The organism is Nocardia sp. NPDC052001 (genome assembly GCF_040680615.1).
GTDB lineage: Bacteria > Actinomycetota > Actinomycetes > Mycobacteriales > Mycobacteriaceae > Nocardia.
This window is the reverse complement of sequence record NZ_JBFAXC010000005.1, coordinates 401,584-419,067: the sequence shown is the minus strand read 5'-3', so window position 1 is coordinate 419,067 and position 17,484 is coordinate 401,584. Positions and strand designations below refer to the sequence as shown.

Sequence of the window (17,484 nt, the reverse complement as noted above, 5' to 3'; positions counted from 1 at the left end):
CGCCGCGACCTTTGATAATGCCTGCAAACGGCTGGTCAGAGACTGGTGGTTGCCAAGAGGTCACACAAGAAGTTATTGATCCGTTAGAATCGCATGTCACATATTTCGGCCGTCTTGGACGCAATTTCTCGGCCAGCCGCAGTTCTCGGCCAGCTCCGTCTGTCGAGCCCAGCGTGCGATCGCGGAGGCTCGCTGATGGCGCGTGGCTTGGGCCAGTTTGGAAAGTGAGTGGGAGATGCGTGACGCCGCAAGGTCCGGCAGCAATAAGCGCTGGGCGCTGAGCAACTGGGACCTGCGATGGAAGGTGACGGCGGTGCTCGCCGTCCCGCTGTTGGTCGCCGTCGTGCTGGGTGCGTCGAGGATCTCGGCAGAGTTCGCGGAGTCCAGCAGGCAGGGGAACGCGGTCGACCATGTCGCCGTTATTCCGGCGATCACCGGTTTGAGTGCCACGGCCGCTTCGGTGGTCGGTGGTCAGATGGTCCAGCTCGGCCCGAACCAGTCGATCACCACCGAACCCGAATTGGCGAGCCTGGATACCGCTATTCAGTTCGCCGAGCGCGCGGTCTCATCGCTGTCCGATCTCCCGAGCGCGCGCGCCGCACTCGATGACATGATCACCGCTTCCAAAGCGGTTCGCGCCAATGGACTGGCGCCGCTCAAGACCACCGCCGAGGGCATCAACACCATCGAGCGGATTCGCGGTAACAGCGTCCGGACCGTGGAGAGCATCGTCTCCACCATCGCCGATAAGAACGTCGATCAATCCAAACTACGATTGGTCGACTCGCTGAACACCCGTGCCGTACTGGTCGGCGAGGTCGCCGGTTTCGCGGACGCGCTGCGCAGCAATCCCAAGGACGGATTGCGCGATATCCAGATCGGCATCAGCACCGAGCGGCAGCTGCTCGCGGTCATGGCGCATCGGTTCGCCGACGGCGATCCGATCATCGCGGAGCTACAACGCCTGGTGGATACCCGTCTGCAGCTGGTCACCAGCCCGCAGGCGCAGGCCGGTCAGCTGCCGGTCTCGGATCTGAAGGATTCGCTGGTCTCCAGCGTCGAGAACTATCAGACCATCGGCACCAACTCGACCAAGGACATCGTGTCCCGAGTCGACGTGCTCGCGTCCAACGCGCGCGGCGACGCCATTCGCTACACCGTGATCGTCATCGCCACCATTCTCGGCGCGCTCGCGCTGGCCGTGTTGATCGCGCGCGCGATGATCGTGCCGCTGCGCCGTCTGCGCCTGGCCGCGCTCCGCGTCGCCGAATACGACTTGGCGCAGGAGGTCTCGCAGCTGCGTGACGGCGCCGATCCGGAAGACGTGCCGCTGGAGCCCATGCCGGTGCACACCGATGAGGAAATCGGTCAGCTGGCTCGCGCCGTCGACGATATCCACGGGCAGGCGCTGCGCCTGGCCGCCGATCAGGCCTCCATGCGTACCCAGGTCAACGATATGTTCGAGACCCTGGCGCGGCGCTCGAAGTCCCTTGTCGACCATCAGCTCTCGCTCATCGAGGCGATGGAGTACGACGAGAAGGACCCGCGCCTGCTCGAAAACCTCTTCCGCCTGGACCATCTCGCGGCGCGTATGCGTCGTAACGGTGACAACCTGCTGATTCTGGCCGGCACCAAACAGCGCCGCACCAAGTCCGCGCCCGTCGAGATCGCGGACGTACTGCGTGCCGCCATCTCCGAGGTCGAGGACTACGAACGCGTCAAGCTGGGCGCGACCCCGCGCGGTGCGCTCACCGAACCGGCCGCCTCCGATATGGCGCACCTGTTCGCCGAGCTGCTCGATAACGCGCTGCGCGCCTCGCCGCCGGAGACGGACGTGAAGTTCACCTTCGCGCAGGCGCACGATCAGGGTCTGCTCATCGAGGTCGCGGACCGCGGCATCGGTATGCCCCCGGCCGAAATGGCCGAGATCAACCGGCGTTTGGAATCCACCGCCGAGGTGGGTCCGGATACCGCGCGGCACATGGGTCTGTTCGTGGTCGGCCGCCTGGCCGAGCGCCACGGCCTGAGCGTGCGACTGCGCCCGACCTTCGATACCGCCCGCGATCCCGGCGTCACCGTGACGGTGCACGTGCCCAAGCCGCTCATCGTGGCGGCGGGCGGTGCCATTTCGGTGCCGCCGCAGGGCAATCCGCAGCAGCCGGCCCCGGCCGCGCAGGGTGCGGGGAATCAGCAGGGCGCGCCGTCCTCCATGCAGATGCGCGCGGTCACCCGCACCGCGACCGGCAATGTCATGGTCACGGTGGATCCCGGTGTGAGCGGGCCGATTCCGGCCGGTGCGCCGGGAGCGCCCGGAGCACCGGCTCCCGCGGCCGCGTCGGGCGGTGCCTCGACGGGTCTGCCGCAGCGTTCGCCGGGCACCAACGTCCCTGGCGGTCTGCCCGGTAGCGGTGGCGGTCTCGGCGGTGGCGGACTTGCCGGTGGCGGTCTCGGCGGCGGTCTGCCGCAGCGTCAGCCGGGTGTGAACGGTCCGACCGTGAAGCACACCGTGGCCACCCCGTCGGTGGACAGACCCGGTGGGCTACCCCAGCGCGATCCGGGTGCGAATGGTCCGGCCGCGCCGGGTGCGCAGCCTGCCGCGAATCTGCCGCAGCGTCCGCCGGGCGATGGCCCGGCCCGGCCCGGCGGCGGTCTCGCCGCCAATATGCTTCGCCGCCAAGGCGGTCCGGGTGGTCCCGGTGGACTGCCGCAGCGTCCGGGTGGCCCCGGCGCGCCGGGTGCACCGGGTGCACCGGGTGGTCTCGGCGGCCCGGGTGGCCCCGGCGGTCCGGGTAAGGGTGTCGGCCTCGGTGGCTCCAATGGTCTCGGCGGACCGGGTGACTCGGGTCTGACGCAGCGCGGTCCGGTACCGCCGCAGCGGGATGGTCTGGCGCCACGCGATCCGGCGACGGGGCTTCCGCAGCGCGGTGGCGCTGATCAAGCGAACGGTTCGGCGTCCGGCGGTCTGCCGCAGCGCCAGCCGGGCACCAATGGCGCACCGGGTCGCGAGCCCAGTGTCGGCCTGCCGCCGCAGCGTTCCGCCCAGGGCGGACTGCCCACCCGTGAGCCGGGCGCCAATGGCGCGCCCGCGCGTGATGGTTTGCCGCAGCGCGGTGAGGCCGCAGGTGGTCTCCCGCAACGTGATTCGGGTGCGGGGAACCGTCCGCAGCCGCCGCAGCGCGGTGGCTCCGACGCCCTGTCGGGTGGTCTCCCGCAACGTGGCGGTTCGGATGCCCTGTCGGGTGGCTTGCCGCAGCGCGGTGGGTCGGATGCCCTGTCGGGTGGTCTGCCGCAGCGCGGCGATTCCGATGCTCTCTCAGGTGGCTTGCCGCAGCGTGGAAGCGGAGCGGATGGCGGCCCGCAGGGTCGTCAACAGCCGCCGCAGCGCGGTGGCCAGGATTCCCTCTCGGGCGGCCTGACTCAGCGTGATCCGTCCGCCGGGGCGCCGCCGCAGCGAGACGGCGGCAATGGTCTGCCGCAGCGGGATCAGTCGGGCGGTTTGCCGCAGCAGGGCCGACGTGGTGGCGCGGATGCTGCCCCGGGTGGTCTGCCGCAGCGGGATCAGTCCGGTGGTCTGCCGCAGCGCGATACGGGCAGGCACGGCCTGCCGCAGCGCGGTGGTGCCGATGCCGCGGGTGGTCTGCCGCAGCGCGGTGGGTCGGATACCGGCTCCAACGGTCTGCCGCAGCGTGATTCGGGCCAAGCGCTGGGTGGTGGAGCGGCGCGTCGTGCGCCCGGTGGCAATGGCGCGCCTGGCGCACCGCAGCAGGAAGCCGCGTTCGGCGGGCAGCCGCAGCGTCCGGGTGGCCTGCCCCAGCGTGGTGCGGATCCGGCCGGTAGTGGTCTGCCGCAGCGCGATGGTGGCTTGCCGCAGCGCGGTGGCACCGATGCGGGTGCGCCCGGTCTGCCGCAGCGCGGCGCCAGTGGTCTGCCGCAGCGGGATCCGGGTGCGGGTCTGCCGCAGCGTCCGGCTCCGCTGCCGGGTCTCGGTCTGCCGCAGGGCGATTCGGGTGATCCGAAGGACCGCGGCCGGCACAGTTTCCGTTCGAATCCGCAGAAGGCGGCCTCGTTCTTCCAGACCCGGTTGCAGCCCGCGACCGGTGAGGATCAGGCGTCCATGGGTACGCCGATCTTCGCTGAGATGATGTCGGCGTGGTTGTCGGATCCGAGCGCGGAGCGATCCCATGTGGCCTCGTCCTTCGAATCACCGGGTGATGAGGGTTGGCAGGCCGCGCAGCGGGTAAACGAGTCCGAGCCGCAGCGCCGTACGGCCGCGGGTCTGCCGCAACGTGATCCGGGTAACCGACTTGTGCCGGGCGGTGTCAACGGAAACGCTGACAAGGCGGCCCATCGCGACCCAGAATCCATCAGGTCGAGTCTGAGTCGGCATCAGCAAGGTGTCCGGGATGGCCGTGCGATGAAAGAAATGAACCTAACCGGAGATAAAGGAGACCGATGAACCCCGATCTAGGTGGTACGAAGCGTCAGCTGGATTGGCTGGTTTCGAATTTCGCCAATGAGGTTCCGGGCGTCGCACACGCGGTTCTGGTTTCGGCGGATGGTCTGCTGATGGCCGCGAGCGCGCAACTGCCCGTGGATCGTGCCGAGCAGCTGTCTGCCGTGACCGCGGGCCTCGCGAGCCTGTCGGTGGGCGTGTCCAATCTGTTCGAGGGCGGCACCGTCCTGCAGTCGGTGGTCGAGATGGAGCACGGTTATCTGCTCCTGATGGCCGTCGGCGACGGTTCCTACCTCGCGGTGCTCACGAATACCTCGTGCGATATCGGCCAGGTTGGATACGAAATGGCGTTGTTGGTCGAGCGAGTGGGCCAGACAGTTCAGGCCACACCTCGCGTCACGATGGGTTCCTGATGGCGGGATGGACATAGACAACGAACGCATCGGTAGCGCCGAGCCGAGCCTCGTTCGCCCGTATTCCCTGACTGCCGGCCGTACCCGGCCGAAGGTGGAATTGGCGTTGGAGGCGCTCGTCGCATCGCATCCGGTCGCCCTCGAGCGGCAGTTCGAACTCACCAACATCGAGACGTCAATCGTGGAGTTGTGCAGAGAATCGCCGTCTGTCGCCGAGGTCGCCGCGCGCCTGGGTATCCCGATCGGGGTGGCCCGGGTGCTGGTCGCTGATCTGATCGAAGCCGGCCATGTACGGGTTTCGGCGACATTGAAAGACGATTCCAGCGACGATGAACGTCGCGAGCTGATCGAAAGGGTTCTCAGTGGACTCCGGCGTATTTGATTCGACGACACAGGTCGATACGCGCACCAGCAAGCCCACGTCGGCCAAGATCGTGGTCGCCGGTGGGTTCGGTGTGGGTAAGACGACCCTGGTAGGTGCCGTCTCGGAGATCGTTCCGCTGCGCACCGAAGCTCTGGTGACCAATGCCAGTGTGGGCGTGGACTCCCTCACGGGTGTTCCGTCGAAGGCCACCACCACGGTGGCCATGGATTTCGGCCGTATCAGCCTGGCCGATGATCTGGTGCTCTACCTGTTCGGCACGCCCGGCCAGTACCGCTTCTGGTTCATGTGGGACGACCTCATCAAGGGCGCCATCGGCGCGGTGGTGCTGGTCGATACCCGTCGCCTGGAGGACAGTTTCGCCGCCGTCGATTATTTCGAGGCACGGAACCTACCCTTCCTGGTGGCGATCAATGAATTCGATGATGCGCCAAGGTATCCGGTGGAGGACATTCGTCAGGCCCTCGCGGTGCCCGCCGATGTCCCCATCCTGTCGATGGATGCCCGTCGCCGGGAACCGGTGAAGCAGGCGCTGGTCGCCGTGACCGAATATGCATTGCGCAAGGTTGTGCAGGGCTACTAGTTCGCGGCCCGGCTCGAATCTGGACTGACCGAAGGGTGCGACGAAGGAGCGCCCGTAGGGAGGGAAGATTCGGGCCTTCAAGGGCCGCGAACCGCGTCGCCGCAGGCGGCGCAAGTTGGGCACAGCTAAGCTCGCGCGCGTGAAGACCTCGGCGCGAGAGTTGCTCGGCGAGTTGCTGGATCCCGGTTCCTTCGAGAGCTGGGATCTACCGCCGATCCCTGTCGAGGCTTCTTCCGAGTATCGGGCGGAGTTGGACGTAGCGGCGATGCAGGCTGGCATCGATGAGTCGGTGCTGACCGGTGCTGGAATGTTGCGCGGACGGCCGGTGGCCGTGATCGCATGCGAATTCGCCTTTCTCGCAGGGTCTGTCGGGGTTGCCGCGGCCGAGCGCATCGTGTCGGCGGTGGAGCGCGCCACCGAGCTGGGTCTGCCGCTGCTGGCCTCGCCGACTTCGGGTGGTACCCGAATGCAGGAGGGCACAGTGGCTTTCGTGCAGATGGTGAAGATCGCCGGAGCTGTCGCCGTGCACAGGTCCGCCGGGTATCCATATCTGGTGTATCTCCGCAATCCGACCATGGGTGGCGTCTTCGCCTCGTGGGGATCGTTGGGGCACATGACATTCGCCGAACCTGGCGCGCTGATCGGTTTTCTCGGACCGCGCGTCTACAAGGCACTTTACGGCCGCAGCTTCCCCGAGGGGGTGCAGACCGCAGAAAATCTGTACCACAGCGGCGTCATCGACGGCGTGGTGCCGATCTCGGTGTTTCGCCGGATCGCGCATCGGGCCCTGAACGTGCTGTGCGACGGTCCGCAGCCGCTCACCGAAATGGACGGTGACACCCGCGATTTCGACAATGGCGTGGGTATTCTGCAGGCCGGGCACGAACTGCGCGGTCCGGCGTTGCAGGTCGGGAATGATGTGCCCGCGTGGCAGTCGGTGCTCATCTCCCGGCGCGCCGATCGTCCGGGCATTCGCGAACTACTCCGGCATGCGACCGACCGAGTTCCGTTGTCCGGCACCGGACAAGGTGAATCCGACCGGACGGTTGTGCACGCGCTGGCGCGCTTTCGCGGTCAACCCTGCATTGTCTTCGGCCACGATCGCGCGGGCCAATCACCCGACCAGACCATGGGTCCGGCGGCGCTGCGCGAGGCGCGCCGGGCCATGCATCTGGCCGCCGAATTGCATGTGCCGCTGGTGCTGGTGATCGATACCATCGGCGCATCGCTCTCCCGGGAGGCCGAGGAGCGCGGCCTGGCTCCCGAAATAGCCCGCTGTCTGGCCGATCTCGTCACCCTCGACACCCCGACGGTCTCGTTGCTGCTGGGGCAGGGGAGTGGCGGCGGCGCGCTGGCGCTGCTGCCCGCCGACCGCGTGCTGGCCGCCGCCAATGGCTGGCTGGCCCCGCTGCCGCCGGAGGGTGCGAGCGCGATCGTCTACCGCGATACCCTGCACGCCCCGACAATGGCCGCGCGACAGGGCATTCGGGCGACGGAGTTGCGGTCCAACGGCATCGTGGATCGCATCGTCCCCGAATATCCCGATGCCGCGGATGAAGCGGTGGATTTCGCGATGCGCATGGTGTCGGCCATCGCGGCGGAGGTAGCGGATCTGACCGCCAAGCCGCTGGCTGAACTCCGCGCGGTCCGGCATCTCCGCTATCGGAGGCTGGGGCTGCCCGAGTAGCGCTGCCGATGATCTTCGGGACACCGGTTTCGGGGGCTCACTGAAATGCTCGAATTTTACTATTGTCTCGAGATGACAGTTGGAAGTGCTTGCGGTGTAATGGAATTGCTTCCGTGAGTGGGTAACACGGAGGTTCTGCATGTACCGAACTGCTCGTCTCGTCATGATCGGAGCGGTCGCGGCCGCGGCGTTGACCACCGGCGCCGCGTCCGCCTCGGCCGAGACCGGTTCGGCGAATCCCGGTTCGCTCGGTACGCTTTCGGCGAATACCGGTTCGAGCCCCGGCGTGCTGGTCAATCTGCTCACGGCCGGTTCCTCCGGCGCGGGCTCCTCGATCGGCGGCAATTCACTGTCGTACCTGATCGAGCAATTGCTCATCAATTCCGGTTCGTTCACGCGCTGCCAGCTCAGCACCACCGACGATCCGTCCTGCGTCATCTGGCACTGATCGAATATCTGCTGGAAGTTAGCCCGCTCACATATCGGTTTTCGGCACTGACACGCGCGGGCGCGTGGTTGACGCCCAGGTGAACCACTTCTACGGTCGGAATGGTGACTTACCGGAGCGAGACCAGCGCAGTCCCCTCGATCGTCCTCAATGACGGCCATGTCATGCCCAAGCTCGGCTTCGGTGTGTTCAAGGTCGAATCGGGTGACACCGTCGACACCGTGGCGACCGCGCTGCAGGTCGGCTACCGGAGTATCGATACCGCGGCCATCTACGGCAACGAATCGGAGGTGGGCCGCGCGCTCGCCGATTCGGGGCTGCCGCGCGATGAACTCTTCATCACCACCAAGCTGTGGAATCGCAATCAGGGCTATGATTCGACCCTGCGCGCCTTCGACGAGAGCATGAAGCGTCTGGAACTGGATGTTCTGGACCTCTATTTGATTCACTGGCCGATTGCCGAGTCCGGTTTGTACGTGGACACCTTCCGGGCGCTACAGGCGCTCAAGGCGCAGGGCCGGGTCACCTCCATCGGCGTCTCGAATTTCACCCGGGAACATCTGGAGCGGGTCATCGAGGAGACCGGTGAGACCCCGACCGTGAACCAGATCGAACTGCACCCGTATCTCGCGCAGACCGAGTTGCGCGCCTTCCACGCCGAGCACGGCATCATCACCGAGGCATGGAGCCCGCTGGGCCAGGGCGCGGTGTTGGAGGACGCGACCATCGCCGCCGTCGCGCAGGAGGTGGGCCGCACGCCCGCCCAGGTCATCCTGCGCTGGCATATGCAGCTGGGCAATGTCGCCATCCCGAAGTCGGTCACCGCCTCTCGCATCGCGGAGAACTTCGAGGTCTTCGATTTCGAGCTGACCCAGGATCAGGTGACGCGAATCAGCGCCCTGGACAACGGCACTCGCATCGGCCCGAATCCGGACGAATTCCAGGTGGACGCGCCCGCCTGAGTTCTCAGTGCCGTGGCGTTCCGGCCTGCGGCCACCGGCTGTCGAGGAGGTCGGCGAACATGCGGGTGACCCGATCGGCGAGTGCCGATGCGGTGGTTCCCATTTGGGCGGAACGCAATTCGAGCTTGCCGTCCACCGTGAGCGATGCCAGGCCGTGCGCGAGGCTCCACAGTGACAGCGCCAATGTCTCGGCATCCTCGGGCGGCAGGCCGCCGGTGCGGGTGGCGTCGTCGATGATGTCCTCGAGGACGGCGTAGGCGGCATCGCCCGCGGCCTCGGTCTCGGGATGCTTCTCGGGCTGATGCAATTCGGGCCGGAACATCAGCCGGAAGTATCCGGGGGACGCCCGCGCGAATTCCACGTACGCCACGGTCATGCGGATGATCGCGTCGCGCGGTCCGTCGGCTTGCTCGCGAGCTGAAATCAATTGCGCGCCAAGCTGTTCGAAGCCGCGCGTGGAAATCGCCGCCAGTAGCGCGGCTCGGTCGCTGAAGTGGTGGTACGGCGCGCCGGGGCTGACGCCCGCTTCGCGTGCGACCCGGCGCAGGCTCACCGCTGCCAAACCCTCGGTCTCGATGAGGTGCAGCGAGGCGCGCAGCAGCTCTTCGCGGAGGTCTCCGTGGTGGTAGCGGTCCTTGGTCGGCATGGGATGAGCGTAAGGGGTTGACTTCGGCGCGCCCTTGAATCTATACATTGTTTAGATTCTAAACACTGCTCAGATTGGAGCCGTCCCATGTCGGACCTCGTCCTCGTCACCGGCGCCTCGGGCTATCTCGCCGGGCATGTCATCGATGAATTGCAAGGTCAGGGCTATCGGGTGCGCGGCACGGTGCGCTCACTCGCCAAGGCCGCCGAACTCACCCACCTGTCCGGAGTCGACTTCGTCCAGGCCGATCTGGACTCCGACGCGGGGTGGGCGGAGGCCGTGGCGGGCTGCCGTTTCGTGCTTCACACCGCCTCGCCCTTCCCGCCCGCCGAACCCGAACACGAGGATGAACTCGTGCGCCCCGCGGTGGACGGCGCGCTGCGGGTGCTGCGTGCCGCGGCGGCCGCGGGTGTGCAACGGGTGGTGCTCACCTCATCGGTGGCGGCAGTCATGCGCGGGCACGGCGATCGGGTACTTACCGAGGACGACTGGTCGGATGTCAACGCCTGCAACGCCTATGAGAAGAGCAAGACCCTGGCCGAGCGCGCCGCTTGGGATTTCGCGGCGGCGCATCCGGAACTCGAACTGGCCGTGATCAATCCGGGCATGATTCTGGGCCCGGTGCAGCGTGCCGCCGCCGGCACCTCGGTCGATGCCGTGCGCATCCTGCTGGCCCGGGAAATGCCGGGCCTGCCCGCTCTCGGCTTCTCCACGGTCGATGTCCGCGATGTGGCCGTCGCGCACCGGCTCGCCATGGAGCTGCCGCGGGCCGTGGGCAATCGCTACATCTGCGCGGGCGAACAGGTCGCGCTACCGGAGATGGCGCGTGCGATCGCCACCGAATACCGCGTCCCGACCCGGGTGCTGCCCGATTGGCTCGTCCGCCTGAGCGCCCGCTTCAATCCCGCCGCCGCGACCGCCGCCCGCTACCTGGGCCGCACCGAACACGTCAGCGCCGCCAAGGCCCGGGACGAGCTCGGCTGGACCATGCGCCCGGTCCAGCAGACCCTGCTCGACACCGCCGCCAGCCTGATCCGCTTCGGCGTCGTCGCCGACCCCGGCGCCCCGCGCGGCAAGACCGCCCCCAAAGCCGTCGCCTAACCAACCCCCACCTCGCGGCACAAGCCGTCGGCTGATCGAATCCTCCGTCGTCTCGGCATGCTTTGGCCGGGATCCACACCGTGAGATGGTCACACAGTATGCAGCCCAAGGTATTTGGTGAGCTCCACCGCCGCAGCGCGCCCCGCGCGGTTGGCCCCGATGGTGCTCGCCGACGGCCCGTACCCCAGCAGATGGATGCGCGGATCAGCCGCCACCTGGGTGGCGAGCTGCCCGGCCATCGTGATCCCGCCGCCGGGCCCGCGCAGCCGCAGCGGTGCGAGATGGTCGAGGGAACTGCGGAACCCGGTGGCCCACAGAATCACGTCCGCGGCCTGGAAAGTGCCGTCGGCCCAACGGATTCCGCCGGGTTCGATGTGATCGAACATGGGTTTGCGATCGAGTACGCCGCGGGCGCGAGCGGCGCGCACCCGGTCGTCCTCGGGCAGTCCGGTCACCGATACCACCGAGCCCGGCGGCAGTCCGCGCCGTACGCGATCCTCCACCATGGCGACGGCGGCGCGTCCGGCCTCCGGTCCGAACTTGCTGTCCCGGAACACCGGTTCGCGCCGGGTGACCCAGGTGGTGTCGGCGACCCGCGAAATCTCGTCCAGCAGTTGGATTGCCGTGATTCCGCCGCCGACCACGACCACATGCTTGCCCGCGAATTCGTCGGCGGTGTTGTAGTCGTGCGCGTGCAACTGCCGTCCGGCGAAGGTGTCCGCGCCGCGATAGAAGGGGATGAACGGTTTATCCCACGTCCCCGTGGCGTTGATGAGCCCCCGGCTGCGAATATCGCTGTCCACGAACGGTTTAACGACCGAAGGGTCCGTGTGATCGAGGCGCACCGGCCGCACCTCGGAGTGCAGCAATCCGTCCACCTCGGCATCCGGGCAGGTGGCGGTCGTCGCCCGATCGCACACCACGCTCACCGATACCGGCCGGTGCACCCGCAGATCGAACCGCTTCTCGTACAACTCGAAGTAGTGCGGTACCGCGGTGGCTGCCTGCGCGTTCTCGGACCCGTCCGGCAGCGTCTCCTCGAAGGACATTCCGGGCAGATCGTGCACGCGGTTGACTGTGCTCAATGTCAAAGAAGGCCAGCGGAACTGCCACGCGCCGCCCGCCGCGGGCGCGTGGTCGACAATCAGAAAGTCCTGTTCGGGGCGTAATCCGAGCCTGCGCAGGTGGTACCCGACCGACAATCCGGCCTGGCCCGCACCGATCACCAGGATCTCGACATCGGGTGTTGCTGTCACGGACCCGACGGTACGCCCGCTTACAGTGAACATGTCCATGGGTACGTAGCACAGTGGGGAAGGACAAATGCTCGGAGTCAGCCGTGATGGCGATGTCGTCACCATCGAACTGCAGCGTCCGCAACGGCGGAACGCACTCAACGAAGAGCTCGTGCGGTTGCTGCGCGATGCGATCGAGGAGGCCGCGGGGTCGGCTCGGGTGATCGTGCTGACCGGTCAGGGTCCGCTGTTCAGCGCGGGCGCGGATCTGGACGGCGTCTATTCGGACAGTTTCCTGGGTGCGCTGCTCGGCATGTTGCGCGCCATCGAGACCGCACCGGTGCCGGTGATCTCCGCGATCAACGGGGGCGCGCTGGGTGCGGGCGTGCAATTGGCCATCGCCTCGGATCTGCGGGTGATGAGCGCGGATTCGTTCATCGCCATTCCGGCCGCGAAACTCGGTATCTCCGTTGATCGTTGGACGGTGCGGCGACTATCCACGCTGATCGGGCCGGGTCCGGCGCGCACCATTCTGCTGGGCGCGGAGCGGGTGCAGGCGCAGGACGCGTACAACTTCGGTTTCGCCAATAAGATCGGCACGCTCGAGGACGCGCAGATGTGGGCCAAGCAGATCGCCGAGCTGGCTCCGCTCTCGCTGCGTCATATGAAGCTGGTTTTCAACGATGACGGCAGCCGCGGTGATGACACCGCCGAACAGCGCGCCGCCCTGGCCGCGGCCTGGGCCAGCGCCGATGCGCAGGAGGCACGGGTGGCTCGGTTGGAGAAGCGTTCCGCGAGATTCGAGGGCCGATGAACGGCGAGCGTTTGGGCGCGAATGCGCGGAGACTGGCTGGTATGGCAGCGGGTGCATTCGGAATCTCCTGGGTGGTGCGGGCGGCATGGGGTATCCCCAATGCCATGGGCGCGTCGATCAATGCGATCGCGCCGACCGCGACCGGGGCGACGACCTATCGGAACAAGCAATTCCACAACACCGAACCGAGTTCGCAGCTCACCGGTTCGGGGCTGGAGCTGCTGTATCAGCTACTGACACAACGCAATACGGGCAGGCCGCCGGGAAAGATCCCGCTGGAGACGCCGGTGGTGCCGGATCAGGCCGCCGATCTCGCGGTCACCTGGTACGGGCACGCCAGCTGTCTGGTCGAGGTGGACGGCTACCGGGTGCTCACCGATCCGGTGTGGAGCGAACGGGTTTCGCCGTCCGCGCTGGTCGGCCCGGCCCGGCTGCATCCGGTGCCGACGCCGCTGGAGGCGCTGCCGCCGGTGGACGCGGTGCTCATCTCGCATGACCACTACGACCATCTGGACCGCGATACCGTCGAAGCGCTGGTGCAGACCCAGGACGCGGTGTTCATCGTGCCGATCGGTATCGGCGCGCATCTGCGGCACTGGGATGTTCCGGCCGATCGCATCGTCGAATTGGATTGGGCCGCTTCGGTTTCCCTGTCCGAGCTGGAGCGAGCGCATCCGGACGGCACCGATCTGGTCATCACCTGCTCCGAGGCCAGGCATTTCTCCGGTCGCGGTCTGGTGCGCAACACCACGCTGTGGGCGTCCTGGTCCATCGCCGGTCCGACCCGCCGGGTGTACTTCGGCGGCGATACCGGTTACACCAAGGCGTTCGCGGAAGCGGGCGCGCGGCTGGGCCCGTTCGATCTGACTCTCCTTCCCATCGGCGCGTACGACCGGCACTGGCCGGACGTGCACATGAATCCCGAGGAGGCGGTGCGCGCACACGCCGATCTGTGTGTCGGCGATCCCGGATACGGGATTTTGGTTCCCATCCACTGGGCAACCTTCAATCTGGCCTTCCACGGCTGGTCGGAGCCGGTTCGCCGGATGGTCACCGCCGCGAAAGACGCCGGTACGACGGTCGCCGTGCCCAAGCCGGGAGAGCGGATCGACCCGATTGGCCTCCCATCAGGGGATACGTGGTGGGAAGATGTGCGCGAATGACCGAAGACCGAGAGTGAAGGAGCAGGGACTGTGAGTCTGATTGACACGCTCAAGGGACTGGTCGGCAAGGGCAAGGAAGTGGCGGCCCAGAACGCCGAGAAGATCGAAAGCGCGGTCGACAAGGCCGGCAATGTGATCAATGACAAGACCGGCGGCAAGTACTCGTCGCAGATCGACAAGGGTACGGCCGCGGTCAAGAACGCGATTCCGGCCGATGCTCCGGCGGAGGCGCCCGCGCCCGCCGCCGAGCCCGCACCGGCCGAAGCCGCGGCCGCGCCCGCACCGGAGCCCGCGCCCGAACCCGCTCCGGAACCGGCCCCCGCGCCGGAACCGGCTCCGGGAGATCAGCCACCGGCCTGATTGTCGACGCCGCCCCCGTCATTCCGGCGGGCTTTTGGCCGGAGTCCACTGCCCGCGAGGTGTGGATTCCCGGCCGTAAGCCATGCCGCGATGACGGGGTGAGCTGACCTTCGGCTTCGGATCCGGGAAGCCGTGGGCTGGCGGGAATATCCCGCACCCGGCCCTAGACTGCTGCCTATGGGGTCCCGCCGGGATTTCGGGGGTATCGAGGTTGGGCTCACCAACCTCGACAAGGTGCTGTATCCGGCCACCGGCACCACCAAGGGCGAGGTGATCGACTACTTCACCGCCATCGCCCCGGCACTGCTGCCGCATATCGCACTGCGGCCGGTGACCCGTAAACGCTGGCCCAACGGGGTCGAGCAGGGCTCTTTCTTCGAGAAGAATCTGGCCGAGCACGCGCCGAAGTGGCTGGCGCGCCGCACCGTTCCGCATTCGGACCGCCCGGTGACCTATCCGCTCATCGATTCGGTGGCCGGTATGGCCTGGCTCGGACAGCAGGCCGCGCTGGAAGTGCATGTGCCGCAATGGGTTTTCGACGGGGAAGTGCGCGGTCCGATCACCCGGCTGGTGTTCGATCTGGATCCCGGCCCGGGGGCGGGGCTGGCGGAATGCGCGGAGGTGGCGCTGATCCTGCGGGATGTGGTGCGCGAGGTCGGTCTTGACGCGTACCCGGTCACCAGCGGCTCCAAGGGAATTCACGTCTACGTCCCGCTGGATCGGCGGGTCGCCGCGGACGGCGCGTCGGCGGTCGCCAAACAGGTGGCGTCGAATCTGCAACAGCTGCGACCGGAATTGGTGACCGCGAATATGGCCAAATCCGAGCGCGCGGGCAAGGTGCTGCTGGACTGGAGCCAGAACAATATGGCCAAGACCACCATCGCGCCGTATTCGCTGCGCGGCCGCGCTGAGCCGTGGGTGGCCGCGCCGCGCGACTGGTCGGAGATCGAACAGCGGAAGAAGCTGCGGCACTTATGGTTCGGTGACGTCCTGCGCCGCTGGGAGCGAGACGGTGATCTGCTGGCCGGGCTGGACGAGCCGCTGCCGGAACAGCCCGACAAGCTGCACGTCTACCGATCCAAGCGCACCGCCGAACGCACGCCGGAACCGGTGCCCGCCACCGCGCCCGCGCCCTCGGACGGGAATCGCTATGTGGTGCAACGACATCAAGCCCGTCGACTGCACTGGGATGTGCGACTCGAGCGCGATGGCGTGCTGGTGTCCTGGGCGGTGCCCAAGGGGCCGCCGGTCGACACCCATGAGAATCGGCTGGCCGTGCACACCGAGGATCATCCGCTGGAGTATCTGGACTTCCACGGCTCGATTCCCAAGGGGGAGTACGGGGCCGGGGATATGGAGATCTGGGATCACGGCACGTATGAGACCGAGAAGTGGCGGGAAGACGAGGTGATCGTCCGACTGCACGGCGAGCGGCTGAACGGGCGGTACGCGCTGATCCGGACCGACGGCAAACAATGGCTCATGCACCTGATGAAGGATCAGACCGGTGAGCCGGAAGATCATGGCGCGCACACCGATTCGCGAACCAGGAAGCCGGTTCCGCTGCCACACGGGCTGACTCCCATGCTGGCCACCCCCGGCGATGTCGCGTCTGTCGATGCCGAGCACTGGGCCTTCGAAACACTGTGGGACGGTGTCCGCCTGATCGCGGAGATCGAGAATGACGTGGTGGCGCTGCACGATGCCAATGGCCGCGGGGTCCGCCGCTTTCCCGGATTGGCGGCCCTGGGCGGCGAATTATCCGGCCACCGTGCGGTTGTGGACGGCGCGGCCGTCGTACTCGACGATCGCGGCCGCGCCGATCCCGCGCTGTTGCGCGCCGATCCGGGCAGTGCGGTGCTGGTGGCCTTCGACGTGCTGTATCTCGACGGCACTTCGCTGCTGCGCAAGCGGTACGAGGATCGCCGCCGTGTACTGGAGGCGCTCGCCGAGCGCATGCCGTCCCTGATCGTCCCGCCGCTGCTGACGGGCTCCGGTGCCGAGGCGCTGCGCACCAGCGAGGAGCGGGGTGCGGCGGGTGTGCTTGCCAAGCGCCGTGATTCGGTCTACCTGCCGGGGCGGCGCGACCAATCCTGGATCAGCACGCGCACTCCGGGCTCGTCTCGGTAGGCGCGTTCAGGCGACTGCCGGGGTGATCTCGCTTTCCGGATGTGGTTCGGCGGTCGCGTGCACATCGTGGAAGCCCGGCAGGAAGCGATCGACGTAGGGGATGAGCAGGTGGATGAGCGGCCCGATTCCGAAGGCGTACACCAGGGTTCCGATCCCGACACTGCCGCCGAGCACCCAGCCGATCGACAAAACGGTGACCTCGAGTGAGGTGCGCACCATCCATACCGGCCGCCCGGTCCGGCGAACCAGTCCAGTCATCAGGCCATCGCGCGGTCCGGGACCCATGCCCGCGCCGATGTACAGCACACTCGCGACCGCGTTGAGCAGCACCGCCGCCACCATGGCCGCGATGCGCAGCGGCAGCCCGTCGATATCGGGCATCACATTCAGCCCCACATCCACCGCGATGCTGATCACCACCACATTGCTGACCGTCCCCAGCCCCGGCTTCTGCCGCAGCGGTATCCAGGCCAGCAATACCACCGCGCCGGTGATGGCGACCACGGTTCCGAAGCTGACCGGCACATTCCCGGCCACGCCCTGGTGGAACACATCCCACGGATCGAGCCCGAGCGCCGCGCGCAGCATGACCGCCATGGACCACCCGTACAACCACAACCCGACATAGAGGGCGACCAGCCTGCGCAGCAACATGCTCCAATGGTCCAGCCCACTGGCCCGCGAAAACAGATCCAGTCATCCGATACTGGCATCTTCTTCCGGAGGTCCACCCTGTCATCGCTATTCATGAGCGTCGAGTGTGGATGACTGTGGATAGCGGGGGAGATGCTGTGCGCGTGCGCCTGTGGAATTCGGGGTACGGGTGCGCGCAAATAGCGACCGGCCAGTTCTATTCATTTGCGCCGCACCGCCTTCCAGCGCAACGTCCTGGCAACGACGCGCGCTCGCCGTTGACCCGGAGGTATGCGCGGCAGTAACTTGAGGAATCCGATGCGCCGGAGTTGCAGGTCAGCGCGATGGGCGAAGCCCTCGGGCCTGGAGCGTCGGTGATTCGACGCTGGAGGCGGGCATGCGGCGAGATGGCGCGACCGAGTGCGGGGGAGTGGTGCCGGTCGAGTGCGAACATTCATGGCGCACCGGACCGGG

Annotated in this window: 15 protein-coding genes; 12 read left to right on the top strand and 3 right to left on the bottom strand. The window is 67.2% G+C overall.

Annotation, left to right across the window (positions count from 1 at the left end; translation table 11 throughout):
- Window positions 1-235 precede the first annotated feature (235 nt).
- The 7 genes from AB0L82_RS25770 (at window position 236) to AB0L82_RS25740 (ending at window position 8,928) form a co-directional block, all read left to right on the top strand.
- Entirely contained in the window at window positions 236-4,456 is a 4,221-nt protein-coding gene (locus tag AB0L82_RS25770) for an ATP-binding protein (protein ID WP_364641346.1), read from the top strand.
- Window positions 4,453-4,866 (top strand): roadblock/LC7 domain-containing protein, encoded by a 414-nt coding sequence (locus AB0L82_RS25765; protein ID WP_029930951.1) that lies wholly within the window; start codon window positions 4,453-4,455, stop codon window positions 4,864-4,866. Before AB0L82_RS25770 ends, AB0L82_RS25765 begins: the two co-directional genes overlap by 4 nt.
- A 7-nt stretch (window positions 4,867-4,873) precedes the next feature.
- Window positions 4,874-5,248, top strand: a complete 375-nt coding sequence (locus tag AB0L82_RS25760; RefSeq protein WP_364641343.1) for a DUF742 domain-containing protein — start codon at window positions 4,874-4,876, stop codon at window positions 5,246-5,248.
- Window positions 5,229-5,831, top strand: coding sequence for an ATP/GTP-binding protein (locus tag AB0L82_RS25755; RefSeq protein ID WP_297623101.1), 603 nt, complete (start codon window positions 5,229-5,231; stop codon window positions 5,829-5,831). Before AB0L82_RS25760 ends, AB0L82_RS25755 begins: the two co-directional genes overlap by 20 nt.
- Before the next feature lie 139 nt (window positions 5,832-5,970).
- On the top strand, window positions 5,971-7,518 hold the full coding sequence (locus AB0L82_RS25750) for a carboxyl transferase domain-containing protein (RefSeq protein ID WP_364641340.1): 1,548 nt from the start codon (window positions 5,971-5,973) through the stop codon (window positions 7,516-7,518).
- Window positions 7,519-7,657: 139 nt separating this feature from the next.
- The gene (locus AB0L82_RS25745) at window positions 7,658-7,966 is read left to right on the top strand and encodes a hypothetical protein (protein WP_364641337.1); all 309 of its coding nucleotides are present in this window, start codon (window positions 7,658-7,660) and stop codon (window positions 7,964-7,966) included.
- 104 nt (window positions 7,967-8,070) lie between these two features.
- Window positions 8,071-8,928 carry an aldo/keto reductase gene (locus AB0L82_RS25740; protein ID WP_364641334.1) on the top strand — a complete coding sequence of 286 codons (858 nt, stop codon included), beginning with the start codon at window positions 8,071-8,073 and terminating at the stop codon, window positions 8,926-8,928.
- Window positions 8,929-8,932: 4 nt separating this feature from the next.
- Here AB0L82_RS25740 and AB0L82_RS25735 read toward each other — a convergent pair whose 3' ends face one another.
- On the bottom strand, window positions 8,933-9,574 hold the full coding sequence (locus AB0L82_RS25735; RefSeq protein ID WP_364641331.1) for a TetR/AcrR family transcriptional regulator: 642 nt from the start codon (window positions 9,572-9,574) through the stop codon (window positions 8,933-8,935).
- Between the two features lie 87 nt (window positions 9,575-9,661).
- Between AB0L82_RS25735 and AB0L82_RS25730 the strand changes: the two genes are divergently transcribed.
- Complete coding sequence (locus tag AB0L82_RS25730) at window positions 9,662-10,675, top strand: NAD-dependent epimerase/dehydratase family protein (protein ID WP_364641328.1); 1,014 nt, start codon at window positions 9,662-9,664, stop codon at window positions 10,673-10,675.
- Window positions 10,676-10,764: 89 nt separating this feature from the next.
- Here the strand turns inward: AB0L82_RS25730 and AB0L82_RS25725 are convergent, their stop codons facing one another.
- On the bottom strand, window positions 10,765-11,931 hold the full coding sequence (locus AB0L82_RS25725) for an NAD(P)-binding domain-containing protein (RefSeq protein WP_364641325.1): 1,167 nt from the start codon (window positions 11,929-11,931) through the stop codon (window positions 10,765-10,767).
- A gap of 67 nt (window positions 11,932-11,998) precedes the next feature.
- Between AB0L82_RS25725 and AB0L82_RS25720 the strand changes: the two genes are divergently transcribed.
- The 4 genes from AB0L82_RS25720 to ligD all read left to right on the top strand — a co-directional run bounded on the left by AB0L82_RS25720 (window position 11,999) and on the right by ligD (window position 16,377).
- Complete coding sequence (locus AB0L82_RS25720; protein WP_364641322.1) at window positions 11,999-12,724, top strand: enoyl-CoA hydratase; 726 nt, start codon at window positions 11,999-12,001, stop codon at window positions 12,722-12,724.
- A 41-nt stretch (window positions 12,725-12,765) separates the two neighbouring features.
- Window positions 12,766-13,887, top strand: coding sequence for an MBL fold metallo-hydrolase (locus tag AB0L82_RS25715; protein ID WP_364641319.1), 1,122 nt, complete (start codon window positions 12,766-12,768; stop codon window positions 13,885-13,887).
- Window positions 13,888-13,917: 30 nt separating this feature from the next.
- Window positions 13,918-14,247, top strand: a complete 330-nt coding sequence (locus tag AB0L82_RS25710; protein ID WP_364641316.1) for an antitoxin — start codon at window positions 13,918-13,920, stop codon at window positions 14,245-14,247.
- A 177-nt stretch (window positions 14,248-14,424) separates the two neighbouring features.
- On the top strand, window positions 14,425-16,377 hold the full coding sequence (ligD, locus tag AB0L82_RS25705) for a non-homologous end-joining DNA ligase (RefSeq protein ID WP_364641313.1): 1,953 nt from the start codon (window positions 14,425-14,427) through the stop codon (window positions 16,375-16,377).
- A gap of 6 nt (window positions 16,378-16,383) precedes the next feature.
- Here the strand turns inward: ligD and AB0L82_RS25700 are convergent, their stop codons facing one another.
- Window positions 16,384-17,031 (bottom strand): hypothetical protein, encoded by a 648-nt coding sequence (locus AB0L82_RS25700; protein WP_364641311.1) that lies wholly within the window; start codon window positions 17,029-17,031, stop codon window positions 16,384-16,386.
- Window positions 17,032-17,484 lie beyond the last annotated feature (453 nt).